This window comes from Streptomyces sp. NPDC040410 (assembly GCF_055595715.1).
The window spans coordinates 314,711-338,912 of record NZ_JBVIVK010000003.1; the positions used below are offsets into that span (position 1 = coordinate 314,711).

Below are 24,202 nucleotides of genomic sequence, written 5' to 3' on the forward strand. Positions count from 1 at the left end.
CGCGTCGGCGTCTACCGGGGCCCGGGGAAGAGCCGCTCGAGGACGACGGCGATGCCGTCGTCCTCGTTCGACAGGGTGATCTCGTCGGCCACGGCCTTGAGTTCGGGGTGGGCGTTGGCCATCGCCACGCCGTAGGCGGCCCAGTCGAACATCGGGATGTCGTTGGGCATGTCGCCGAAGGCGATGGTCCGGTCCGGGCCGAGGCCCAGGTGTTCGGCGGCCAGGGCGAGACCGGTGGCCTTGGTGACACCGCTTGGCTGGAGTTCGACGGTGCCGGGGCCGGACATGGTGACCGTCGCGAGCGACCCGGCCACCGATCGCGCCGTCGCCGCCAACTCGTCGTCGCTCAGTTCGGGGTGGCGCAGCAGCACCTTGCTGATGGGTTCGCACCACAGGTCGTCACGCCGGCCGACCCGTACCGCGGGGAGGGTCGGGTGCGGCATCAGGTAGCCCGGTTCGATGAGCGTGAGTCCGTCGACGCCGTCCTGGTCGACCGCGGCGTACACCTGTCCCACCTCGGCCTCTATCTTGCCGAGCGCGGTCTCGGCCAGCTCCCGGTCCAGGGTGACGGACCACAGCAGACGGTCCGCGCCGGCGTCGTACACCTGCGCGCCCTGTCCGCAGACCGCGAGCCCGTTGCTCCCGAGGTCGTCGAGGAGCGGCCGCACCCTGGGCGCCGGGCGGCCGGTCACCACGAGGTGCCGCGCGCCTGCCGCCACCACCCGCCGGAGCGCGGCGACCGACCGGTCGGAGAGGGTGTCGTCCCCGCGGAGCAGAGTTCCGTCCAGGTCGGTGGCGATCAGTGAATACGCGGTGGGTGCTGCCATGATCAGAGAATACGGATGGAAAGCCCCCTCGACTCGACGCGAACCGGACGGCTACTGCTTTCACATCCGTGACGGCCGTTCCGGTTGCGGGAGTTGGAGCGGCTGCGCCCCGCCTCGTACCACCGGATCTGTCGGCAGGATCACACCCGCCGTGCCCTCGTCGGCGATCCGGGCGAGGACATACGGACCATTTCGGCCCTGATGCGGTCGAAGGGCTGCCGCATGGTCGTCAGGGCGGGGGTGACGGCCCGCCGGGCGACCGGTGTCGCCCGGGGTGTCGAGCGGTCCGGTGATCATGCCGATGCGGCGACGAAGGGCGAACGGTCCGCAAGGAGAAGCGGAAAGAAACAGCAAAAAGAAATAGCGGCCTCTGCACCAATTGGACACAGGATGGTCCGGTACCTACCCCTGGCCCCACCTCGGGCGGTACCGTCCTGAGGTGTCCAGGGGGGACTTGATCGGGGGGTCATGTTGAGCAGTGGACGCATTCGTGTGCTGAGGCCCGAGGAGCTCGGTGCCGGGGACAGGGAACTCTGGCGGGAACTGCGCGCCAAGTCGGGTCTGCCACGGAACCCGTTCATGGAGCCGGAGTTCACCGACGCGGTCGGCCGGGTCCGGCCGAGGGCGCGCGTGGCGGTGGTGTACGAGGGAGTCGAGGCCGCCGGTTTCCTGCCGCACGAGAGAGGGCCATTGGGACAGGGCCGGGCGCTGGCGTTCGGCGTGTCCGACTGCCAGGGCGCGGTGCTGCCGCAGGGCTTCGCGCTGGAGGCCGACGAACTGCTGCGGGCCTGCTCGCTGTCCAGCTTCGCCTTCGACAACCTGGAGGCGGAGCAGGGCCTGTTCGTTCCGGCCGCGGCCGCGGAGTACACCTCCTACGTCATCGACGTGGAGAAGGGGTACGACGCCTACGAGACCGTACTGCGCGCCCAGTCGCCGAAGTTCCTCAAAACCACGCTCGCCAAGGAGCGCAGGCTCGGCCGCCAGGTCGGCGAGCTGCGCTTCGCGTTCGACGAGCGTGATCCCGCCGCGCTGCGCACCCTCATGGAGTGGAAGTCCGCGCAGTACCGCAGGACGGGCCGCCGCGACCGGTTCTCGCAGGAGTGGATCACCCGGCTCGTGCACACGCTCGCCGACACCCGGGAGGCCGAGTGCGCGGGCACGCTGTCCGTGCTGTACGCCGGCGACCGGCCGCTCGCCGCGCACTTCGGACTGCGCTCGTCGACGGTCCTGGCCTGCTGGTTCCCGTCGTACGACCCGGAGTTCGCGAAGTTCTCGCCGGGACTGGTGCTGCATCTGCGGATGGCCGAGGCGGCGGCCGCGGCCGGTATCGGCCTGCTGGATCTGGGGCGGGGCGCCGCTGAGTACAAGGACTCGCTGAAGACGGGCGAACTGCCCGTGTACGAGGGGGCGGCGACCCGCCCCGGACCGGGCGCCGCGATGCACTGGCTGAGCGTCGAACCCGCCCGCCGGGCGCACCACTTCGTCCGCAACCGGCCCCGGCTCGCGTCGGCGGCCGCACGGACGCTGAAGGGCGTGGCCCGGCTGCGCCGGTCGTGACACGAGGGGCACCACGGGGCACCACGGAAGCAAAGACGCGAGGGGGAGAGGTCGCATGTCCCGTACAACGCGCGCGCAGGACGAGATACGGCGGTTCCGGAGCATCAGACCGGTGCAGGTCGCCGAGCTGGACCTCAGGGGGGAGGATGCCTGGCTCAGACCCGGGCCCGGCAGTCCGCCCGTGACCTCGGGCGAGGTCTTCGTCCTGGTCAGGCGGGAGGGGCGGCCCGTCGGCACGCTGCTCGGCCGGGTTCCCGAGGGCGCGGAGCCCAAGGCCGTACTGGCCGGGCTCGCCCGGGAGAGCCGCCCACCGGGGCAGGCACCCGAGGAGCTGCCCGAGCCGCCGCTCACCAGCGTCGTGGTCGCCACCCGGGAGCGCGCCGAGCAGCTCGCCCGCGCTCTCGACTCACTGCTCGCCCAGGACCACCCGGACTTCGAGATCGTCGTGGTCGACAACGCGCCCCTTACGACCGGGACCCGGGACCTGGTCGAACGCAAGTACGGCGAGCGCGTGCGGTATGTGCGCGAGCCCGTCCCCGGACTCGCCGTCGCCCACAACCGGGGCATCGAGGCCGCCCGCGGCGAGGTGATCGCCTTCACCGACGACGACGTCGTCGCCGACCCGCGCTGGCTCACCGAGCTGGCCGCACCGTTCACCGCCGACCCCGGTCTCGGCTGCGTCACCGGCCTGATCCTGCCGGCGCGGCTGAGCACCCCGGCCCAGATACTGCTGGAGAGCCACGGCGGCTTCGCGAAGGGCTTCGCCCCGCGCACGTACGACCCCGAGGACCCGCCCGCCGACGAGCCGCTGTTCCCGTTCACCGCGGGGCGGTTCGGCTCCGGCGCCAACATGGCCTTCCGCACGTCGGTGCTGCGTGCCGTCGGCGGCTTCGACCCGGCCACCGGCGCGGGAACGCTCGCCCGGGGCGGTGACGACCTCTACGGGTTCGTCCGCGTACTCGCCCAGGGGCACCGGCTGCGGTACACCCCGCAGGCCCTGGTGTGGCACCACCACCGCGACACCTGGCGGGACCTCGAGACCCAGGCGTACGGCTACGGCGCGGGCCTGACCGCGTATCTCACCGCCGTTCTGGTGCGCCGCCCGGCCCTGCTGCCGGCGTTCCTCGCACGACTGCCCCGCGGTCTCGCCCACGCCCGCACCCTGACCGCCGCGCGCGCGGCGGACGGAAGGGGGGCCCCGGGCGACCACGACACCCGCGGCCACCCGTGGCCAGGGCGCCTGTCCCGCCTTCAGCGCAGGGGGATGCTGTACGGCCCCGTCGGCTACGTCCGGGCCCGGCGCGCCCTCCGTACGACCGGCCGGGGGACGCGATGAACGCGGCGGGGGCGAGCGGCAGAGGCGGCGAACCGGTCCGCGGCGCGGGGGGCCGCGGACCGGGGGGCCGCGGGAGCATCCCGGTCTTCCTGTATCACGCCGTTATGGACGACCCGCCCGGCTGGATCGCCGAGTTCACCGTCACACCGAAGCAGTTCGCGGCCCATCTCGACGCCGTCGTCGACAGCGGCCGCACACCCGTCACCATCAGCGCGCTCGCCGACCACCTCGCGGGGCGGGCTCCGCTTCCGCCCCGGCCCGTGCTGCTCACCTTCGACGACGGCTTCGCCGACCTGCCCGGCCCGACCGCCGAGGCGCTCGCCGGGCGTGCGCTGCCGGCCACCGCCTACCTCACGACCGGCGCCGTCACCCCGGGCGGACGCAGCCTGCTGCCGCCCGCCCCGATGATGACCCTGGACCGGGCGGCGGAGCTGGAGCAGTGCGGCATGGAGGTGGGCAGCCACACGGTGACGCACGCCCAGCTGGACACGCTGTCCGGCCGGGACCTGGCGCACGAACTGCGCACGTCCAAGGCGGTGCTGGAGGACTGTCTCGGCCATCCGGTCCCGCATCTCGCCTATCCGCACGGCTACAACAGCCCGCGGGTGCGGGCGATGTCCGCCGACGCCGGGTACGAGACGGCGACGGCCGTGCGGCACGCGCTCAGTTCGGACCGGGACGAGCGCTACCGCATCGCCCGCCTCATCGTCCGGCAGAGCCACACCGTCGCCGACGTCGAGGGCTGGCTGGCGGGCACGGGCGTCCGGGTCGCGCCGTACCCGGACGGCCCGAAGACGGTGGCGTGGCGCTGGTACCGGCGGGCCCGCGCGGTCGTACGCGGGCCCGTGTTCGCGGGCTGAGCCGACTGCGGTGGGGACGTTCGGTCACTGCGGCGGCTGGTTGAGGTACGGGTCGGAGACCGCCTTGCGCAGGCTCGCCCAGGCGTCGTCGTTCGCGACCGACAGATCGCAGTCCGGCCCCGGATCGCGGTAGTTCCACTGGAGAGCGGCCTTGACCCCGTCCAGATTCTTGAGCACCCGGGGCACCTGCGCGTACCAGTCGGCCTGCCTCTCGGGCCGGGACGGGTCGTCGGCGGTGCCGAACTCGGACAGCATCAGCGGCTTGTCGGCGGAGAGGTTCCTGCGGATCCAGTCGTGGGTTTCGGTCTGCGTCTGCTGGAAGGTCAGCCATTCCGCGTTGTGGCAGCGGTAGTAGTTGTACTGGTTGTAGCCGATCCAGTCGACGTAGTCGTCGCCCGGGTACATCCGCTTGAACAGGTCGGCGTGGTCCAGGTATCCGGTGATGATCCAGGTCCACACGACGTTGTCGACGCCCAGTTCGCGGAACCGGTCGTGGATGTGCCGGTACGCCCGGACGTAGTCCTCCGGGGTGCCGTTGGCCGGCGTGCGGGTGTCCATCTCCAGGTCGAAGGAGAGGAACACCTTCTTCCCGTACTCCTTGATCCGCCCGGCCTGGACGTCGATCACCGAGGCGTCCAGGTCACCGGCCGCGATCTGCTTCCAGGTGGGCTGCTGCCGCTTCGTACCGCCCCACCACTTGCTCTCCCAGGACAGCAGCAGCATGTGGTCCCGGCCGACGGCCTGTTCCTCCTCGGTGAGGAGCCGGCCCTCCAGGCGGGCGCCCTCGACGCGGGACATGTCGTGGTACGTGTAGACGATGTCGAGCTTGCGGCCCACGTGTTTCTCGTAGGCGAGGACCTTCTCCCCCAGATCGTGCTTGTTGTGCGGCACGAAGGCACCGAACCAGGCGCCGCAGGGCGGTTCGAGGAGGGCGTTGGGCCGGCACGCGCCACCGAGCGCGGAGGGCCGCGAGCCCGATCCCGCGGCCGGCCCGGAGGCGTCGCGGAGGGCGAGCACACCCACCAGGACCGCGCAGGCGACGGTGGCGGAGGTGATCAGCAGGCGACGGCGCCCCGGGGTCGCGGGGCCGGCCGAGTCCCGGTGCGACTTCGGCTTGCGGTGGTGTCCGACACGCGTCCGGCGAAAGAGACGAGGAAGTACAAGAGGAAGGGCATGAGGAAAGGGACGGAGAAAGCGACGGGTATGCGGACGAGGAAAGCGATGGGGAAAGGGGCGGGAGAACCTCACGGAGCAGAACCCTTCCGTGTCCTCGGCGGCGGGGATGCGCGCAGCGGCGGGCAGAACGCGGCGAGCGTGGTCAGCACGGTGAGCGCCAGCAGCACGCGCTGCCCGCTGAAGGCATGACCGGCGATCAGCACCGTCGCGGCGAGCAGGACGACGCCCACGCTCAGGAAGACCACCAGCATCAGCCGCTCCAGCAGGTCGGAGTGGCGTCCGTAGTCGGGGTCCCGTCGGTCGACGGGTCCTTCCGCCGGCCGCGACCGCAGCGCGGGCCCGCCGATTCTGACCACGGCCGCGCCCGGGCCCGCCGTCAGGAAGACGGCGACCGCCGCGGCCCGCAGCGGTGACGCGTCGGGCAGAGTGAGCGCGGCGAGGGCCAGCCAGCCGCCGAACGGCGGCAGCATACGGATCACCAGTTCCTGCGGTGTCATCGGCTCGCTCCCTTCAGCACGTACACCGCTCCGGCGCCGTTGCCCGCCACCCGTTCGAAGAGCGGCGACGCGGCGACCGACCGCTCGATGCGCCGCAACTCGGCGCCGTCGAGCAGGCCGTTCATCTCGGAGTCGGCGAACTGCCCCTGGGTGAGCAGGAAGTAGGCGCGGCCCGGCCGCTCCACCACGGACATGTCCCGGGCGAGCGTGGCGGCCGGGTTCCTGAGGATCTGGTCGACATGGCTGCGAGCGTCCTCTAGGAACCAGTAGTGGTCGACATTCCAGTACGAAGCGTACGCCAACGGGTAGTTCCGGTCGGCCGCGACGACGAGAGAACCCTCCGGCGCCCGGTCGAACGTCTCCCGGACGAGGTCCACCTCCTGCGGAGGGAAGTAACTCATCCGGTCCTTGCCCGAGTAGCTCGGCACGAACGCGAGCGTTGTGGCGAGCAGCGCGAGCAGCGGCACCCAGGTGCCGAACCGGCCGGCGACGGACCTGGGGCGCCCCTCGCCCGCGGCCCGCGGCCTGCCCTCCCGCTCGGCGGCGTCGGCGGCCAGGGTGCGCACCTTGGGCAGCAGAGCGGCGGCGGCGAAGAAGCAGGCGCCGGGCAGCATGAACATCAGCACCCGGAAGATCATTTCGTCGCCGTAGCTGCTCGCCGCGAGCATCGGCAGCGGGGCCGCCGCGAGCAGCAGCAGCGGCCGGGCCCGGTGGCGCAGCACGCGCTGACGCAGCACACCGAGCACAGCGAGCAGCATCACCGAGCCCGACAGCAGCCGGGCCACCCAGGACGTCGCCACCGCTCCGGTGCCGGTCGGGGTCGCCTCGTAACCGGTGGAGAGGTTGCCGCTGACGTCGCCGACGGAGCGGATCATGTCGGGCAGCGCGGCGGACAGGAAGGGCAGCGCGGCCGTGAGGCACCAGGCCAGGAAGATCACGAGCGTGGTGACCAGCGCGGTCCAGTCGCGGTACCGGCGGGTGATGCAGAGCGCGGCCAGCGAGACGGCCAGCATGCCGGGGGTGAGCTGGTGCGAGATGACGATCGCCACGACCATGACGGTGATCACCAGCGTCCACACGGCGGACCGCCGCTCACCGGAGCCCGCGCCCGAGCGGCCGTACCGGCGCAGCACCACGGCCAGGACGCCGAGGTGCAGGGCGAACGCCACGGACTGCGGGGAGAAGTAGTCCTGGCCCACCCAGTTGGCGACGCAGAAGACCCACACCGCCAGCCAGACCAGCCGCCGGTCCGCGGTGAACGTGCGGTAGATCAGCAGCAGTGGGAGCAGCAGCATCAGGCTGGACACCAGCGGCCACCAGGCCATGTACATCGCTGCGGAGTCCACCCCCGTCAGCCGCACCAGCGCGGCCTGGGCGGCGAAGAAGCCCGGCCACTGGTCGTACACCGCCATGTCGCCGAACTCTTTGGATGTCTGGAGCCCGCCGGACGTCATCAGGTGGTCGATGACCGCGTCGTGCTTCCACGCCCAGGCGTACAACGGGGTCGGATAGAGCACGGCCTGGGTGGCCCGCTCCATCACCAGCAGCCCGAGGACGTACGCCAGGGACCAGGCATGGCGGCGGCGCGGGTCGCGGACGGTGAACCAGAAGCCGGTCGTGAGGACCGCCAGGCCGAGCCAGAACGTCGGGTGCAGGGCGGAGACCAGCCCGAAGTCGTCGAGGCCGGAGATGTCGGTGTGCGTGACCGCGTACGCCCACAGGGCGAGTGCGGCCGGCAGCGGGACGGCCGGCCAGGCGGCGTACGCGTGCCGGGGCGGCCAGGCCGGGAGGTCCGAGAGGTCCGAGAGTTCGGAAAGATCCGTCACGGGTTCCTCGGTGGGTCCGTGCGACTCCTGGGAGGAGCGGGCTGATGCCTTCCGCGGAGACCGGACGGCGGCGGTCCGCCCGGTCGGGGACGTTACGACGGCCGGCTCGGGCGTCGCGGGCAGGGCGGCCGACTCCGGCACCGCCCCGGACTGCGCTTCCGGGCTGCCGGGGGTCTGTTGCCCGGGTACGGGTTCCGGCTCGGATCTCTCCCGTGGAGTTGCTGGCGGACGCACGGTGGTTCCCCCCTGGCGGCTCGGCTCCGTTGGCTGGGCTCCGTTGGCTCGGCTCTGATGGCTCGGCTCTTGGGCTTGATCAGTTCCTGGTTCTGTCGTCGGGTGTGGTGCGGTACGCGAGTTCGGTTGCCCGGGTGTCGCGGCGCGGCGACAGGAGCAGCGCGAGGAGGACGAGGAGGACGAACAGGGGCAGGGCCAACGGCGCGAGCTCCCGACGCCACGCCCAGCCGCCCACCGCGGCGAGGTACATGACCGCCCAGCACCCCGGCCACCGCAACCGTCCGCCCGCGCGCGCGAGCAGCGACCACAGCGGTACGAGGCACAGCGTCAGCAGGACGGGCGGTGCCCAGCGCAACAGCGGACCTGCCCCGTCGAGGCCCAGCGCGCCCGCGAGGGAACCGGCCGTCTCCGAGTACCACGCCCCGCCGACGGGCCGCGGTTCCCGGCCCAGAGCCACGGACGCGGCGTACAGCGCGAGCGTGAAGGCGCCCAGTGCGCTGCCGGGCAGCCATGCGTCTCCCGGGGAGCACAGCGTCACCGCGGCCACGTACACCAGGAGCATCAGCACCGCGGCGGCCGTCGCCCCGAGCGGCAGCCCCTCCAGCAACTCCCGCCCGCCGAGGGCGGCCTCGGACGCATCGGACAGCCACGGCAGACCGCGCGCCGCCGCGCAGTAGACCACGACGGCGGCGCCGAGCAGCGCCCACAGGGCGAACCTGAGGCGCCGCTCCCACGTCGCGGGGTCGGGGCGGGGCGGCTCGGCGGGCGGCCGGGCTGGGGCGGGGCGGGGGTTCGAGGGGTGTCTGTGGAGGGTGTCGCGGTCGGGTGCCTGATGGTGCCGAGGCGCGGGGGCGGGGTCGTGCCGCTCGTGGCGCGAAGGCGGTGTGGAAGGTGGTGTGGCGGGGCCGTGGCGCGAAGGCGGTGTGGAAAGTGGTGTGGCGGGGCCGTGGCGCGAAGGCGGTGTGGAAGGTGGTGTGGCGGGGCCGTGGCGCGAAGGCGGTGTGGAAGGTGGTGTGGCGGGGCCGTGGCGCGAAGGCGGTGTGGCGGGGCCGTGCGGCTCAACCGAGCCGTGCCGCAGGGCCGTTGCTCCGGACCCGTCGTGCTCGGCCTGCCCGTGCCGCGAGGTGGTTGCGTCGGATGTGTCCGCCTCCGTGTCCTCCTCGGCGGTTCCCTCCTCGTCGCGGGGGCCGGAGTCCGGCGCCGTGTCGGCAGTGTGCGCCGGCCGGTCGGCGATGTGCGGGCGGACTATCAGGGCCAGCGTGTCCGCCTCCAGAGCCTCGCGTTCGTACCCGGGGCGGCCTATGAACAGGGTGACCGGGTTCTCGCGGGCCTCCCCGTGCTCGTACGCGGCCCGGCGGGCCCAGGTCGTGCCGTAGCCGGCGGTCGCGTTGAGCCGGGCCCAGCGGGTGCCGTAGGCGGGGGCGCCGGAGGGGCGGCCCAGGTCGTCGGGTATGCGGTTGCCGGTGCCGCGCAGCGCGGAGCGCAGACCGGGGACGCAGACGACGGCCATCAGCGTCATGCTGCCGAGCACCGCCCACCCGGCGCCCGCGATACCGGCCGACTCGAACAGCACGGCCGCGCTGCCCAGCACCAGCGTGCACATGGTGCCCTGCAGCAAGGCGAGCGCACCGGTACGGCCCTGGACGCGCAGCACCCCGATGTACAGCTCCACGGCCACCCTCGGCAGCGCGCCGGCGGCGAGCAGCCGCAGCACCGTGGACCCGTGTTCGGCGTAGTCCTCGTCGAACGGGGCGAGGATCTGCGGCGCGAAGACCACCAGGACCAGGATCACCGGCACCAGCAGCATCGCCATCCGGCGCAGCGCGCCGCGGACTCCGTCGGCGAGCCGGCGCGGGTCGTGCGAGGCGTGGGCGGTGAGCGACGAGGCCATGTTGATGGCCATGAACTCCATCGTGCCGCCGACGGTGTACGCCACGTAGAAGAAGCCGTTCTCCGCGGCGCTGAAACGGACGGCGACCATCACGGGCAACAGGTTGATCATCGCCAGGCTGAACAGGGCGCCGAGCGAGTCCCCCGCCAGGAACCGGCCCATGTCGCGCAGTCGCGGCGGCTCCACGTGGCGGTCCGCCGCGGCCTGCCGCGGGATGAGCTTGCGGAAAATCAGCCAGCCCAGCGGCACGGTCGAGAACGCGATCGCCACGGCCCAGGACACGAAGATGCCCAGGACCGGCAGCGCGGTGGCGAAGACGATCAGCAGGGCCAGTTTCCCGACCGAGAACACCGCGTTGCCGACCGGCACCCACTCGGCCTGGCGCAGCCCGGTGAGGACCCCGTCCTGAAGGGTGAGCAGGGCCCAGGCCACGCAGGCCGCGACGAACAGCGCCCCCGCGGTGGCGGTGCCGAGCGGCGCGTACGACGCCCCCCACAGGTCGAGGGTGAGCAGGAAGACGACGGCGGCCACGGCGACCACCACCGAACTGGCCGCGTAGGCACGCCACACCAGCGAACCGGTGGAACGGCCCGCGAGTGGCACGAAGCGCACCACGGCGCCGATCATCGTGGTCGCCGTGATGCTGGCGAGCAGCCGCATCGCGGCGATGGCGGCGGAGCCCTGGCCGACCGCCTCCTCCGAGTAGTAGCGCGCCGCCACCAGCCAGAAGCCCAGGCCGAGCACGGCGGACACGCCGGTGCTGAGCATCAGGAAGTAGGCGTTCTTGAACATCGAGTCGGCCGCGGGACCGCTCTTGGGCGGCGCCAGGCCGCAGTCGGCGCGGGCCGCGGCGGGCTCGTGCACCCGCGTCTCAGCCACGGGAGGAACCCAGCGCTCTCGGCACCTCGACGGGCCGCGCCCCGGACTCCTCCAGCACCTCGACGACGGCGCGGGCCCGCAGGGGGTCAACGGGCAGGGCGTGCCGCGCGAACCAGCGGGCCCCCTCGGGGGCGGGCGACAGATCGGTGAAGTCCGCGCCCGCGTAGTCGTCCAGGGGCGGGTCGTAGAGGTAGCCGACGATGATGCCGCGGCTCGCCAGCGCAGCGATCGCGGCGTCCCGGTCCTCGACGAAGAGCGGTACACGGAAGAGGGGTTGGGCCGTGCCCGGCTCCCCGCGCGGCTTCGCCCACTTCGTCGACAGCAGCAGCTCCGTACCCGAGCGGCAACGCGCCAGCGTCTCGTCCAGCCGGTCGAGCCTGCGTCCGATGCGGCCGAGCCGCAAGCGGCCGGATCGCAGCCGGTAGTCGTGCATGTCCACGCGCACCCATGAGTCGTACGCCCCGAGGTCCGGGGCAAGGGCACCGGCGCAGGCCAGTTCGTCCGCACGCAGCGGCATCCGGATCTCCTCGCGCTCCATCAGCCCCAGCAGCCGCATCGTGGCCCAGGCCGCGCGCCGCAGCCGCAGTCCGCGCACGGCCGCCTCCGCGTAGGGCCGGACGGCGTAGGCCAGTTCGGAGGCCGTCCGCGCCGGAGCGAGCAGGTCGCGGCCTGCCTTCTCCAGCGCCTCGCGCAGACCGGGGTCGGCGACCGACAACATGCCGCCGGCCTTGGCCCCCACGTGCTTGGACAGGCTGAAGACGGAAGCGTCACCCCAGGTGCCCACCGGACGGCCGCCCGCCGCGCTGCCGATGGCATGTGCCGCGTCCTCGAACAGCGGGATCCCCAGCGCATCGCACCGGCTGCGCAGTTCGGGCACCGGATCCGGATTGCCGTACAGGTTCGTCGTCAGTACGGCGGACAGCGAACCCCACACCTCGTCCGGCACGGCGTCGACGTCGATCGACGCGTCCAGCGGATTCAGCGGCGCCTGCACGGGCCGCAGCCCGGCGGCGAGCACGACGAAGAAGATGACGTCGTCGTTGACCGGCGACATCAGCACCCGGCCGCCGGGCGGGCACCAGTGGCGCAGTGTCAGGTACAACCCGAACCGGCACGACGGTACGTACACGCATTCCCGACCGAGTCGCCCGCGCATGGTCTCTTCCAGCCGCTTCGGCTGTGAGCCCGGGCGCGCCGACATGAGGCCGGCCTCCCCAATGGCCATCCGCCCCCCTGATGTGCCATCGGAACACCCCCTCCCCGAGGCCTTCCGGCACCCGCCCAGAGTCTCCCTGTTCGCACCGCTCCGTCAAGATTGCGTACCGGCCTGTGGACAACTTTCCGCACACGAGTGCTGGCGGAGCGCCACCTGAGGCGGACGACTCAGGTGGCACTGCCCATGAGCGGCGACTCGGACGTAACGTGTGCGGCGACCACCTGACAGAGCAGGTGTCCACGGAACGCACGAAAGTGAGGCAGCACTCCATGCCCCCCTTCGATGTCGCCGAGGGCGACCCCTTCGGCCCGCACAACCTTCCGTACGGCGTGTTTTCGCTCCCCGGTTCCCCCGACCGGAGGGTGGGTGTGCGGCTCGGCGACGCCGTCCTCGACGCGGGCGCGGCGGCCGCCGCACTCGGCTCCCCGTACGTCTCCCTGCTCGCCCGGCCGACCCTGAACCCGCTGCTGGCCGCGGGCCGCACCGCGTGGTCGGACGTACGGCGCGCGCTGACGGCGTGGGTGACGGTGCCGTCCCACCGGGAGGCCATCGAACCCCTGTTCCACCCGCTGTCGTCGGTGACCCTGCACCTCCCCTTCGAGGTCGCGGACTACGTGGACTTCTACGCCTCCGAGAACCACGCCCGGAACGTGGGCCAGATCTTCCGTCCGGACGCCGAGGACTCCCTGACCCCCAACTGGAAGCACCTGCCCATCGGTTACCACGGCCGCTCGGGCACGGTGGTGGTGTCGGGGACGGACGTCGTACGGCCGTCCGGGCAGCGCAAGGCCCCTACCGACCCGGCACCCGTCTTCGGCCCTTCCGTCCGCCTCGACATCGAGGCGGAGGTCGGCTTCGTGGTCGGGACGCCGTCGCGAATGGGGAGCCCGGTGCCGCTCGCCGGCTTCCGCGACCACGTGTTCGGGCTCTGCCTGCTCAACGACTGGTCCGCGCGGGACGTCCAGGCCTGGGAGTACGTCCCCCTCGGCCCCTTCCTCGGCAAGTCCTTCGCCACGTCGGTGTCGGCGTGGATCACGCCGCTGGACGCGCTGGAGGACGCACGCGTGGCCCCGCCTCGGCGGACGCACCCGCTGCTGCCGTATCTCGACGACGTGGAGGAGGAGCCCGGCGGATACGACCTGCGGATCTCGGTCGCGATCAACGGTCAGGTGGTCTCCGAGCCGCCCTTCTCCACCATGTACTGGACGGCCGCGCAGCAGCTCGCCCACATGACCGTCAACGGCGCATCCCTGCGCACCGGCGACTTCTACGGCTCCGGCACGGTGAGCGGCCCCACCCAGCGGGAACGGGGTTCCCTCCTGGAACTGACCTGGAACGGCCGCGACCCGCTCGAACTCCCCGACGGCAAGCGCACCTTCCTGAAGGACGGGGACGTGGTGACCCTGTCGGCGTGGGCACCGGGGCCGGGCGGGGTCCCGGTGGGGCTGGGCGAGGTCACCGGGCGGGTCGTGGCGGGGAGTTGAGGCGTCGCGGGGGCAGACGGCCGCTCTCTGCCCCCTGACTCCCGCCGTCCACGCCGTCATACTTACGGTCGGGCGGGGTTCGCGAACTCGCGCGACGCGATGCGCATGAGGTGCGCGACGCGCTTGCCGCCCTGCACCGCCCGAGCCGTAGCCGCCCTTCTTCCGACCAGGATCCGGAGCCCGTGGATGACTGTCTGCCTGCTCCTGCTGAGTGCCGTCGCCCTGACGGCCGCCGTGCCGGCCCCGCGTGCGCTGACCCGGACCCGGTGGCCGGAACGGGAACCGGTGGTCGCGCTGTGGGTGTGGCAGTGCCTGGTCGCCACCGTGCTGCTGAGCTGTCTGACGGCTCTGGTGCTGGGTGCGGCGGCGGTCTTCCACACCGTCCGCGACCACGTCTTCGCGCCGGCTCCGCCGGACGTGACCGCGGCGTACGACCTGTCGGTCGCCCCGCCGTGGGCCGCGGCCCTCACCCTGCTGCTGGCCTGCGGGGCCGCCTGGACGACCGCGATGCTCGCCCGTGAACTCGTCGAGGCGCGCCGGCGCAACGGACGGGCACGGGCGCACCTGCGCGAGCGGGCCCCCGACCTGCCGGCCGGCCTGCCCGCCGCACGCGGCCCCCTGCTGGTCCTGGAGGACGAGTACCCCGACGCCAGGTGGATGCCCGGCCACCCACCCCAACTGGTCGTCACGACCGGGGCGCTGCACCGCCTCACCGACCACCAGCTCGACGCCGTCCTCACCCACGAGCGGGGCCACGCGCGGGCCCGCCACGACTGGCTGCTGCACCTGTCCACGGCGCTGGCCACCGGCTTTCCCCGCGTCCCTCTCTTCGCCCACTTCTGCGACCAGACCCACCGCCTGGTGGAACTGGCCGCCGACGACACGGCGTCCCGCCGCTGCGGCCACCTGACCACCGCGCTGGCCCTCATCGAACTCAACCAGCACCGGGGCGTCCTGTCCTGCGCCTCCAGCAACCACCTCCTGGGCGAACGCGTCAACCGTCTCCTCCAGCCCCCACCCCGCCTGGACCGCCGGCACCGGGCGCTGACGACGACGGTGGCGGCGCTGGTACCACTGCTGCCACTGCTGATCACGTTCGCGCCGGGGCTGACGGCACTTTCCTGACACCGGGCGGCTGCCCCCCCCCACTTCGGGCAGCCCGGCCTCCTCCGCAATCGCCGAACGGGCCGCGTGTTGTGGCAGATGTCACCCAAGAGCCACCGTTTCCCCAGGTCAGCGGCCCTGTCGCTGGAGCCGTTGGTGGCGCAACACTCCTGCAACACTGCTTTTCCTACTACCTCGCTATGGTTCGAGGCATGGCACCCAGCGACCGCATCCGAGACCACGCCGGCCAGGGCGCGACCACCGTCGCCGCCCACCGCGCGCGGCGACGGCTGCGCGCCGACCAGGCCCGCCAGCTCGCCGACCTGCTCCGCCACCAAGTCCTCACCGGCGGCTTCACGGACGGCCCCCTCCCCCACGAGTCGACCCTCGCCACCGACTACCGCGCCTCCCGCAACACGGTCCGCCAAGCCCTGGACCTCCTGCGCGCCGAAGGTCTCGTCGAACGCCTCCCCGGCGTGGGCACAGTGGTCGTCGCCCAGAAGTACCCGCACGGCCTCGACTGTCTGATGGGCCTCGCGGAGACCCTCCGCGAGCACGGCCGGGTCACCAACGAGGTCCGCACGATGGGCCCCGCCCCCGCACCCGTCCCGGTCGCCGAACGCCTGCACGTCCCGCCCGGCACCGACGTGCTCTACATCGAGCGCCTGCGCCGGCTGAACGGACTCCCCCTTTCCCTCGACCTCACCTACATCCCCCTCGACATCGGCACCGCCCTGCTCGGCGCCGACCTGGAGAACACCGATGTCTTCCGCCTCCTGGAAGCCATCACCGGCCGGCGGCTCGGCCACGCCGAGATCACCCTTGAGGCGGTGAACGCGGACGCCCACTCCGCCGCCGTACTCGAAGCCCCGCGCGGCGCCGCCGTCCTCATGCTGGAACGGCTCACGCACCTCGCCGACGGCCGCCCGGTCGACCTGGAGTTCATCCGCTTCCGCGGCGACCGCATCACGATGAGCGGCCTGCTGCACCGCTCCCTCTGACACAGCCCCCTTGCTCGACCTCCCTGGAGACAGCCATGCCCTTGGCGCCCCAGCGGGCCGACGTGCCCGTGACCATCGACGAGTCGAAGTGCATCGACGGCTGCACGCTCTGCGTGGACATGTGCCCGCTGGACTCCCTCGCCATCGACGAGAGCAACGGCAAGGCGTACATGCACGTCGACGAGTGCTGGTACTGCGGCCCGTGCGCGGCCCGCTGTCCCACCGGAGCCGTCACGGTCAACATGCCCTATCTGCTCCGGTGAAAGGCCCCGAACTCCCATGAAGCACAAAGCAGTTGCCGCAGTCGTCCTCGCTTCCCTCCTTCCGCTCACCGCCTGCGGCGGCGACGCCGAGGCCGGCGACGGCTCCACCGTCACCGTCACCGTCGGCTACCAGTCGAAGACGATCAACACGGTCACCGCGGGGACCCTGCTTCGCTCCCTCGGCTACTTCGAGAAGCAACTGAACGCCCTCGGCGACGGCACCACCTACAAGGTGAACTGGCAGGACTACGCCACCGGCGCGCCCATCACCGCCCAGATGACCGCCGGGAAGATCGACATCGGCTCGATGGGCGACTTCCCCCTCCTCATCAACGCGGCCCGCGGCAAGCAGCTCGGCAAGCCCACCCACCTCGTCTCCGTCACCGGCTACAACCTCCGCGGCGGCCTCAACACGATCGTCACCGCCCCGGACTCCAAGCTCGCCTCCCTCGCCGATCTGCGGGGCAAGAAGGTGTCCACGAGCGTCGGCTCGGCCGCCGACGGCACCCTCGTGCGCGCCCTGCAGCGCGCCGGCATCGACCCCGGCAAGGGCATCGAGAAGCTCAACCAGCAGCCCGCCGTCGGCGCTTCGGCCCTCGCGGCCGGCAGCGCGGACGCGCTCTCGCAGTTCGTCGCCTGGCCGGGCCTGCTCGCCTACCAGGGCAAGGCGAAGGCACTCTACGACGGCGCACAGCTGAACCTCCCCACCTTCCACGGCGTCACCGCCCGCGAGGACTTCGCCGAGAAGCGCCCGGCCGTCCTCGAAGCCTTCCTCAGGGCCCAGGCGGAGGCCACGGACTACCTCAACGCCCACCCCGTGGCCGCCGCCGAGAAGGTCGCCGACGCCACCGGCCTGCCCGCCGAGGTCGTCTACCTCTACAACGGCGCCCACGGCATCTCCACCTTCGACCCGTCGGTCAAGCCCCGGCTCGTCTCCGCGCTGAAGCAGGACGTGTCGGTGCTGAAGGCGGCCAAGCTCACCGGCGACGTGGACGTGGACTCGTTCGTCGACGACCAGTACGTCAAGAAGGCCCTCGGATCCGCCTACGCCCGGCGTCTCGCCGCCACGCCCGCACCGGCCGCGAGCGAGGTGTGGCCCAAGGGCGCCACCGAGACCCGTAGCTTCACGACCCCCGCCGAGCTGCTCGGGTACGTCGCGCAGCACAAGGACGGCTTCCGGGCCGCCTACGTCCCCGACGCCACGACCGGCACCCTCTGGTTCGCCGACAGGGCGGTCTGGGTGGCCGACGGCGACGAGCTGCTCCCCTTCGTCGCACCGGCGACCGCGAAGGCGTACGTCGCGGAGCACGGCGGCGCCCGTGTCGTCACATACGCCGAAGCACTGGAGCGGGCAGCGTGACCCGGTATGTGCTGCGGGCGGCCTCGCTGGCGGCCGCCCTCGGTGTCTGGCAGCTGCTGACCAGCCTGAACGTCGACCTGTGGCTGCGTTTCTCGCAGTTCCCCACGGTCGCCGACGTGGCCCGTGCCTTCGCCGCCCGGCTGTCCGGCCCCGACTACTGGACCGACCTCACCGACAGCCTTACCCGCATCCTCACCGGCTTCCTGCTCGCCGCGGTCCTCGGCGTGGCCACCGGCGTGCTCGTCGCCCGGTCCCGTCTCGCCGAGGACCTGCTGGGCCCGGTGCTGGAGGTGGTCCGCCCCATCCCGGCGATCGCCCTCGTCCCCGTCGCGATCCTCCTCTTCCCCTCCAACGAACAGGGCATCGTCTTCATCACCTGCACGGCCGCCTTCTTCCCGGTCCTGGTCTCCACCCGGCACGCGGTCCGCGCGCTGACCCCCGTGTGGGAGGAGGCGGTGCGCACCATGGGCGGCGGCCGGTGGCGGATCCTCGGCTCGGTCGTCCTGCCGGGCGCGCTGCCCGGCATCTTCGGCGGCCTCTCGGTCGGCATCGGCGTCTCGTGGATCTGTGTGATCTCCGCCGAGATGATCTCCGGCCAGTACGGCGTCGGCTACCGCACCTGGCAGGATTACACGGTCGTCGACTACCCGGGCGTGTTCGTCGGCATGGCCACGATCGGGGTGCTGGGCTGGATCACCTCCACGGCCGTGGAACTGCTGGGCCGGCGGCTGACCCGCTGGCTGCCGCGCACGTCGTACGTCCCCACAGTGCGCGTGCCCCGGGCGGCCCGGGGCACGGCCCCCACCCCCGTGACGGCGCGTCACAAGACGGAGCAGGAGGTGCCCCATGACCAGCTCGTCTGAGGTCCGCTCGGCGGAGAAACCCGCGGTCCGCCCCGCAGAGCACGCGCGGCCCGGAGCCGCACTCGCCCCGCGCGGTGCAGCACTCACCCCGCGCGGTGCAGCACTCGCCCTGCGCGGTGCCGCTCTCGGCCGCCCCGGTGCGACCGCACTGGACGGGCTGGACCTGGAGGTGGCACCCGGCGAGATCCTCACCGTCGTCGGCCCTTCGGGCTGCGGCAAGTCGACGCTGCTGCGCACCCTGGCCGGACTGCTGCCCCCGCTGTCCGGAGCCGTCACCCAGGACGGAAGCCCGCTGAAGGGCCCCGCCCCCGACCGCGCGCTGGTCTTCCAGGAGGACGCCCTCCTGCCCTGGCGCACCCTGCGCGCCAACGTCGAACTTCCCCTCGCGATCAAGGGGTTGCGCCGCTCCGAGCGCCGCGTCCAGGCCGAGACCTGGCTCGACCGGGTCGGACTTGCCGACCGGGCGGGGCAGTTGCCGCACCGTGTCTCCGGCGGCCAGCGCCAGCGCGCGCAGCTGGCCCGCGCCCTGGCCGGACGCCCGCGCACCGTCCTCATGGACGAACCCTTCGGCGCCCTCGACGCCCAGACCCGCGCCGGCATGCAGGACCTTCTGGTGGAGGTGCTGCACGGCACCGGCGCGACCGTCGTCTTCGTCACCCACGACGTGGACGAGGCCCTGTTCCTGGGTGACCGGGTGGCCCTGCTGGGGGCGGGCCGTCTCGTCGCCGTACGGGATGTGCCGCGCCCGCGCGAGCGTGCGGCACACGACGATCCGGCGCGCGTGACCCTGCGACGCGACGTCCTGACCTCCCTGAGCATCTGAAAGGCAGCCTGGTGGACACCCTGGTGGAGATCCCCGCCCTCGGCGACGCCGAGGAACTCGCCTGCGACGTCCTCGTCATCGGCGGAGGCACCGCCGGCACCATGGCCGCGCTGACCGCCGCCGAGCACGGCGCGAACGTGCTGCTGCTGGAGAAGGCACACGTCCGGCACTCCGGCGCGCTCGCCATGGGCATGGACGGCGTCAACAACGCGGTCATCCCCGGCCGCGCCGAACCCGACGACTACGTCGCCGAGATCACCCGCGCCAACGACGGCGTCGTCGACCAGTCCACCGTGCGTCAGACCGCCACCCGCGGCTTCGCCATGGTCCAGCGGCTGGAGTCGTACGGCGTGAAGTTCGAGAAGGACGAGCACGGCGAGTACGCGGTGCGCCAGGTCCACCGCTCCGGCTCGTACGTGCTGCCGATGCCGGAGGGCAAGGACGTCAAGAAGGTCCTGTACCGGCAGCTGCGGCGGCGCGAGATGCGCGAGCGGATCCGGATCGAGAACCGGGTGATGCCGGTGCGCGTGCTGACCTCTCCCGAGGACGGGCGCGCCGTGGGAGCGGCCGGCTTCAACACCCGCACCGGGCAGTTCGTCACCGTCCGCGCGGGCGCGGTGATCCTGGCGACCGGCGCCTGCGGCCGCCTCGGTCTGCCCGCCTCCGGCTACCTGTACGGCACCTACGAGAACCCGACCAACGCGGGCGACGGCTACGCGATGGCCTACCACGCGGGCGCCGAGCTCACCGGCATCGAGTGCTTCCAGATCAACCCACTGATCAAGGACTACAACGGCCCCGCCTGCGCCTATGTCGCCAACCCCTTCGGCGGCTACCAGGTCAACCGGCACGGCGAACGCTTCGTCGACTCCGACTACTGGTCGGGCCAGATGATGGCGGAGTTCGCCGCGGAGGTCGCCTCCGACCGCGGCCCGGTGTACCTGAAGCTGAGCCATCTGCCGGAGGAGTCGATCTCGGCGCTGGAGTCGATCCTGCACTCGACCGAGCGCCCCACCCGCGGCACCTTCCACTCCGGGCGCGGGCACGACTACCGCACCCACGACGTCGAGATGCACATCTCCGAGATCGGCCTGTGCGGCGGCCACTCGGCCTCGGGCGTGCGCGTCGACGACCACGCCCGCACGACCGTCCCCCGCCTGTACGCGGCCGGCGACCTCGCCTGCGTCCCGCACAACTACATGATCGGCGCGTTCGTCTTCGGCGACCTCGCCGGCGCGGACGCGTCCCAGTACCCGGCGTACGACGGGGAACTGCCTCCTGACCAGATCCGGGAGGCGCACGAGCTGGTCTACCGCCCGCTGCGCAACCCGGACGGCCCGCCGCAGCCCCAGGTCGAGTACAAGCTGCGCCGCTTCGTGAACGACTACGTGGCCCCGCCGAAATCCGGCGCCCGGCTGTCGCTGGCGCTGGAGGCGTTCGAGCGGATGCGCGCGGACGTCGCCGCGATAGGTGCTCGCACGCCGCACGAGCTGATGCGCTGCGCCGAGGTCACCTTCATCCGCGACTGCGCGGAGATGGCCGCGCGTGCCTCGTTGGCCCGCACGGAGTCCCGCTGGGGCCTCTACCACGACCGCCTCGACCACCCTCATCGCGACGACGCGTCCTGGTTCCACCACCTCGATCTGCACAAGTCCCCCTCTGGTGCGATGGAGTTCACGGCTCGTCCCGTGGCTCCGTATCTCGTTCCGGTCGAGGAGTTCACCCCGACCGGTGGTCCCTCCCGGCAGCTGGGCGAGGTCGCTGCCGAGGACGTGGCGACGGCCGGGTCACGGAACCGGGCACCGCTCGCGGCCGGGACGGCGGGAGCCGGGCCGGAGCGGCAGGACACCGGGCCGGAGAGCCCCGTCTCCCGCGCTGCCCCCGAACAGACCTCGGCCCGCCTCCTGGAACTCGTCGCCCTCGCCGAGGAGCAGCCCGAACTCGACGCCCTGCGGCCCTACTTGACCGACCCGGTGGCCGCCGTCCGACGCGAGGCCGTCGCCGTCCTCACCGAGGCGCTTCCGCCTGGGACGGGCCCTGCCCTGGCCGAGGCGCTGCGCGACACCTCCGCCGAGGTGCGCGCCGCCGCCGCGGCCTCCCTGCGCGAGCTCGTCGAGACCCTGCCGCCCGAACCCGCCCTGCGCGACGGTCTCGGCACCGCCCTGGCCGAGTCCGACCCGGTCGTTCGCGCCACCGCGCTGGACGTGCTGCGCGCCCTGCGCCTCGGTGACACCGCTCTGTTCGCAGGCTCCCTGACGGACTCCGACACCGCCGTCCGTATCGAGGCCGTACGCGCACTCGTATCGGTCGACGCCGCCGAAGAACTCGCCCGCGCGGCAACCACCGACCCGTCCCGCGAGGTTCGCGTCACCATCGCCAAGGCCTTGGCGACGGTAACGGCAGCGACGACCGCAGGCCCGCTCGGCGACGGGCCGGCCACCGCCCTCGCGGCTGGTCCGAGGGACGCCGTCACCCCGTCCGAAGTCGTCCGCCCGGCCCTCGCCGCGCTCATCGACGACCCCGACGCCCTGGTCCGCGGCGCCGCCTACGGGGCGCTCGGCACGACCGGCTGCCCGGCACCGCTCGCCGCACGGGCCGTGGCCGCGCTGTCCGACCCCGCATGGCAGGTCCGCGCCGGCGCAGCCACAGCTCTGTCGGCGGCGGACTCCGACGTGGCCGTCCCCGCCCTCGCCAAGGCCCTCGCCGACCCGAACGCCGACGTCCGCAAGGCGGCCGTACTCGCGCTGACCCCGCACACCGGCGCCGACGACGCCAAGGCCGCTCTAGCCACCGCCACCACGGACTCCGACGCCGACGTCAGGGCGTACGCGGCGCGTGCCCTGGGGTGAAGGTGAGGGGCGGGCCTGCGAGTCCGACCGCGCCTATATCCAGTCGTCCGGCTCCGGTTCCGCGTCCATCTCCGGCCAGTGGTCCGGTTCCGGGTTCACGTCGCCCGCCGGGCTCGGGTCAGCCGGACCTGCCGGGCCCGGCGCCGCCCCGGCAGGCGCGCCCATCCCGGCGAGCACCGCGAGCACGCCCTCCCCGTACGTCGCCAGTTTCTTCTCGCCCACCCCGCTGATGCCGCCGAGTTGCGTCACCGACGTGGGCCAGACGGTGGCGATCTCGCGGAGCGTGGCGTCGTGGAAGATGACGTACGCGGGGACGCCCTGTTCGCGGGCCTGCTCGGCACGCCAGGCGCGCAGGGCCTCGAAGGCGGGCAGAAGGTCCTCGGGCAGCTCGGCCGCGGCGGCCTTGGGCTTGCGCTCGCCCCGCCCCGAGCTCCCCGATGCCGGCCGCGACGTCTCCGGCTTCTTCGGCTCCTTGCGCAGCGGCACCTCCCGCTCGCGCCGCAGCACCGATCCGCTGGCCTCGGTCAGCACCAGCGTGCCGTACTCCCCCTCGACCGCGAGCAGCCCCTGTGCCAGCAACTGCCGTACGACACCCCGCCACTCGCCCTCGGTGAGCTCCTCGCCGATGCCGAACACGGACAGCTGGTCGTGGTCGAACTGGATCACCTTGGCCGTGCGCCGCCCCAGCAGGATGTCGACGATCTGCACGGCACCGAACTTCTGCCCCCGCTCCCGCTGCAGCCGCACGACGGTCGACAGCACCTTCTGGGCCGCCACCGTGCCGTCCCAGGTCTCGGGCGGGGTGAGGCAGGTGTCGCAGTTGCCGCAGCCGGCCGGCTCGGGGTCCTGGCCGAAATAGGCGAGGAGCTGGCCGCGGCGGCACTGGGCCGTCTCGCACAGGGCCAGCATCGAGTCCAGGTGCGCGGCTGCCCGGCGCCGGAACGCCTCGTCGCCCTCGCTCGACTGGATCAGTTTGCGCTGCTGTATGACGTCGTTGAGGCCGTACGCCATCCAGGCCGTCGACGGCAGTCCGTCGCGGCCGGCACGGCCCGTCTCCTGGTAGTAGCCCTCGACCGACTTGGGCAGGTCGAGGTGGGCGACGAAGCGGACGTCCGGCTTGTCGATACCCATGCCGAAGGCGATGGTCGCCACGACGACCAGGCCGTCCTCCCGCAGGAAGCGGGACTGGTGTGCCGCACGGGTGCCCGCGTCCAGGCCCGCGTGGTACGGCACCGCCTCGACGCCGTTGCGGGACAGGAATTCCGCCGTCTTCTCGACCGAGTTACGGGAAAGGCAGTACACGATGCCGGCGTCGCCCGCGTGCTCCCCGCGCAGGAAGCCGAGCAGCTGCTTCTTGGGGTCCGCCTTCGGCACGATCCGGTACTGGATGTTCGGGCGGTCGAAGCTCGCCACGAAGTGCCGGGCGTGCGGCATGTTCAGTCGCTGGGTGAGCTCCTGGTGCGTCGCATGCGTGGCCGTCGCCGTGAGCGCGATCCGGGGGACGTCCGGCCAGCGCTCCCCGAGCAGTGAGAGGGAGAGGTAGTCGGGGCGGAAGTCGTGGCCCCATTGGGACACGCAGTGCGCCTCGTCGATCGCGAAGACGGCGATCTTGCCGCGCGAGAGGAGGTCCTGCGTGGAGTCCAGCCGCAGCCGCTCCGGTGCCAGGTACAGCAGGTCCAGCTCGCCGGCCAGGAACTCGGCCTCGACCACCCTGCGCTCGTCGAAGTCCTGCGTGGAGTTCATGAACCCGGCGCGCACGCCCAGCGCCCGCAGGGCGTCCACCTGGTCCTGCATGAGCGCGATGAGCGGGGAGACGATGACTCCCGTACCGGGTCTGACCAGCGCCGGGATCTGGTAGCACAGCGACTTGCCGCCGCCGGTCGGCATCAGCACGACGGCGTCGCCGCCCGCCACCACGTGCTCGATGACCGCCTGCTGCTCGCCGCGGAAGGCCTCGTATCCGAAGACGCGGTGCAGCGTGGCCAGCGCCTCGCTCTCCGTCACCCCTGGCATCTCGCTGATACCGCCCGTCCCACCCATCGCGTGTCCCCCGTACGTCGTCCCTCGACCACTGCGTCCACGATAGGCGCCCGCACCGACAGCGCCGGAGTTATCCACAGGCTGCCTCGGTGCCCGTCCCGTCAAGGACGCGGCAC

18 protein-coding genes are annotated in these 24,202 nt (G+C 72.5%); 11 read left to right on the top strand and 7 right to left on the bottom strand.

Features of this window, described 5'->3' with window-relative positions; genetic code table 11:
• Positions 1-11 precede the first annotated feature (11 nt).
• Complete coding sequence (locus ACZ562_RS08815) at positions 12-827, bottom strand: HAD family hydrolase (RefSeq protein WP_471175347.1); 816 nt, start codon at positions 825-827, stop codon at positions 12-14.
• 468 nt (positions 828-1,295) lie between these two features.
• On the opposite strand from ACZ562_RS08815, the gene ACZ562_RS08820 reads away from it, so the two are divergent.
• From ACZ562_RS08820 to ACZ562_RS08830, 3 genes are all read left to right on the top strand, one after another.
• On the top strand, positions 1,296-2,384 hold the full coding sequence (locus tag ACZ562_RS08820; RefSeq protein ID WP_471175349.1) for a GNAT family N-acetyltransferase: 1,089 nt from the start codon (positions 1,296-1,298) through the stop codon (positions 2,382-2,384).
• 55 nt (positions 2,385-2,439) lie between these two features.
• Positions 2,440-3,720: a glycosyltransferase family 2 protein gene (locus ACZ562_RS08825; RefSeq protein ID WP_471175351.1), complete on the top strand. Its 1,281-nt coding sequence runs from the start codon at positions 2,440-2,442 to the stop codon at positions 3,718-3,720.
• 104 nt (positions 3,721-3,824) lie between these two features.
• Positions 3,825-4,580, top strand: a complete 756-nt coding sequence (locus tag ACZ562_RS08830; protein ID WP_471175353.1) for a polysaccharide deacetylase family protein — start codon at positions 3,825-3,827, stop codon at positions 4,578-4,580.
• Between the two features lie 24 nt (positions 4,581-4,604).
• On the opposite strand, the gene ACZ562_RS08835 is transcribed toward ACZ562_RS08830, so the two are convergent.
• The 5 genes from ACZ562_RS08835 to ACZ562_RS08855 all read right to left on the bottom strand — a co-directional run bounded on the left by ACZ562_RS08835 (position 4,605) and on the right by ACZ562_RS08855 (position 12,284).
• A complete protein-coding gene (locus ACZ562_RS08835; RefSeq protein ID WP_471175355.1) occupies positions 4,605-5,597 on the bottom strand; it encodes a glycoside hydrolase family 26 protein in 993 nt (330 codons plus the stop codon).
• A gap of 227 nt (positions 5,598-5,824) precedes the next feature.
• A complete protein-coding gene (locus tag ACZ562_RS08840) occupies positions 5,825-6,253 on the bottom strand; it encodes a hypothetical protein (RefSeq protein WP_471175357.1) in 429 nt (142 codons plus the stop codon).
• The gene (locus ACZ562_RS08845; protein ID WP_471175359.1) at positions 6,250-8,313 is read right to left on the bottom strand and encodes a glycosyltransferase; all 2,064 of its coding nucleotides are present in this window, start codon (positions 8,311-8,313) and stop codon (positions 6,250-6,252) included. Before ACZ562_RS08845 ends, ACZ562_RS08840 begins: the two co-directional genes overlap by 4 nt.
• A 79-nt stretch (positions 8,314-8,392) precedes the next feature.
• Positions 8,393-11,083: a lipopolysaccharide biosynthesis protein gene (locus tag ACZ562_RS08850; protein WP_471175361.1), complete on the bottom strand. Its 2,691-nt coding sequence runs from the start codon at positions 11,081-11,083 to the stop codon at positions 8,393-8,395.
• Positions 11,076-12,284: a DegT/DnrJ/EryC1/StrS family aminotransferase gene (locus ACZ562_RS08855; protein ID WP_471175682.1), complete on the bottom strand. Its 1,209-nt coding sequence runs from the start codon at positions 12,282-12,284 to the stop codon at positions 11,076-11,078. The genes ACZ562_RS08850 and ACZ562_RS08855 overlap by 8 nt, the downstream gene beginning before the upstream one ends.
• A 284-nt stretch (positions 12,285-12,568) precedes the next feature.
• Between ACZ562_RS08855 and fahA the strand changes: the two genes are divergently transcribed.
• The 8 genes from fahA (at position 12,569) to ACZ562_RS08895 (ending at position 22,046) form a co-directional block, all read left to right on the top strand.
• Positions 12,569-13,783 carry a fumarylacetoacetase gene (gene fahA, locus ACZ562_RS08860; RefSeq protein WP_471175363.1) on the top strand — a complete coding sequence of 405 codons (1,215 nt, stop codon included), beginning with the start codon at positions 12,569-12,571 and terminating at the stop codon, positions 13,781-13,783.
• A gap of 186 nt (positions 13,784-13,969) precedes the next feature.
• Positions 13,970-14,908 carry a M56 family metallopeptidase gene (locus ACZ562_RS08865; protein ID WP_471175364.1) on the top strand — a complete coding sequence of 313 codons (939 nt, stop codon included), beginning with the start codon at positions 13,970-13,972 and terminating at the stop codon, positions 14,906-14,908.
• 191 nt (positions 14,909-15,099) lie between these two features.
• Positions 15,100-15,888 carry a GntR family transcriptional regulator gene (locus ACZ562_RS08870; RefSeq protein WP_471175366.1) on the top strand — a complete coding sequence of 263 codons (789 nt, stop codon included), beginning with the start codon at positions 15,100-15,102 and terminating at the stop codon, positions 15,886-15,888.
• A gap of 35 nt (positions 15,889-15,923) precedes the next feature.
• Positions 15,924-16,151 (top strand): 4Fe-4S dicluster domain-containing protein, encoded by a 228-nt coding sequence (locus ACZ562_RS08875; protein WP_010986276.1) that lies wholly within the window; start codon positions 15,924-15,926, stop codon positions 16,149-16,151.
• A 16-nt stretch (positions 16,152-16,167) separates the two neighbouring features.
• The gene (locus ACZ562_RS08880; protein WP_471175368.1) at positions 16,168-17,511 is read left to right on the top strand and encodes an ABC transporter substrate-binding protein; all 1,344 of its coding nucleotides are present in this window, start codon (positions 16,168-16,170) and stop codon (positions 17,509-17,511) included.
• A complete protein-coding gene (locus tag ACZ562_RS08885) occupies positions 17,508-18,374 on the top strand; it encodes an ABC transporter permease (protein WP_471175370.1) in 867 nt (288 codons plus the stop codon). Before ACZ562_RS08880 ends, ACZ562_RS08885 begins: the two co-directional genes overlap by 4 nt.
• Complete coding sequence (locus tag ACZ562_RS08890) at positions 18,358-19,197, top strand: ABC transporter ATP-binding protein (protein ID WP_471175372.1); 840 nt, start codon at positions 18,358-18,360, stop codon at positions 19,195-19,197. The genes ACZ562_RS08885 and ACZ562_RS08890 overlap by 17 nt, the downstream gene beginning before the upstream one ends.
• 11 nt (positions 19,198-19,208) lie before the next feature.
• Positions 19,209-22,046, top strand: a complete 2,838-nt coding sequence (locus ACZ562_RS08895; RefSeq protein ID WP_471175374.1) for a fumarate reductase/succinate dehydrogenase flavoprotein subunit — start codon at positions 19,209-19,211, stop codon at positions 22,044-22,046.
• 33 nt (positions 22,047-22,079) lie between these two features.
• Here ACZ562_RS08895 and recQ read toward each other — a convergent pair whose 3' ends face one another.
• Positions 22,080-24,086, bottom strand: a complete 2,007-nt coding sequence (gene recQ / locus ACZ562_RS08900) for a DNA helicase RecQ (RefSeq protein ID WP_471175376.1) — start codon at positions 24,084-24,086, stop codon at positions 22,080-22,082.
• Positions 24,087-24,202: the final 116 nt, after the last annotated feature.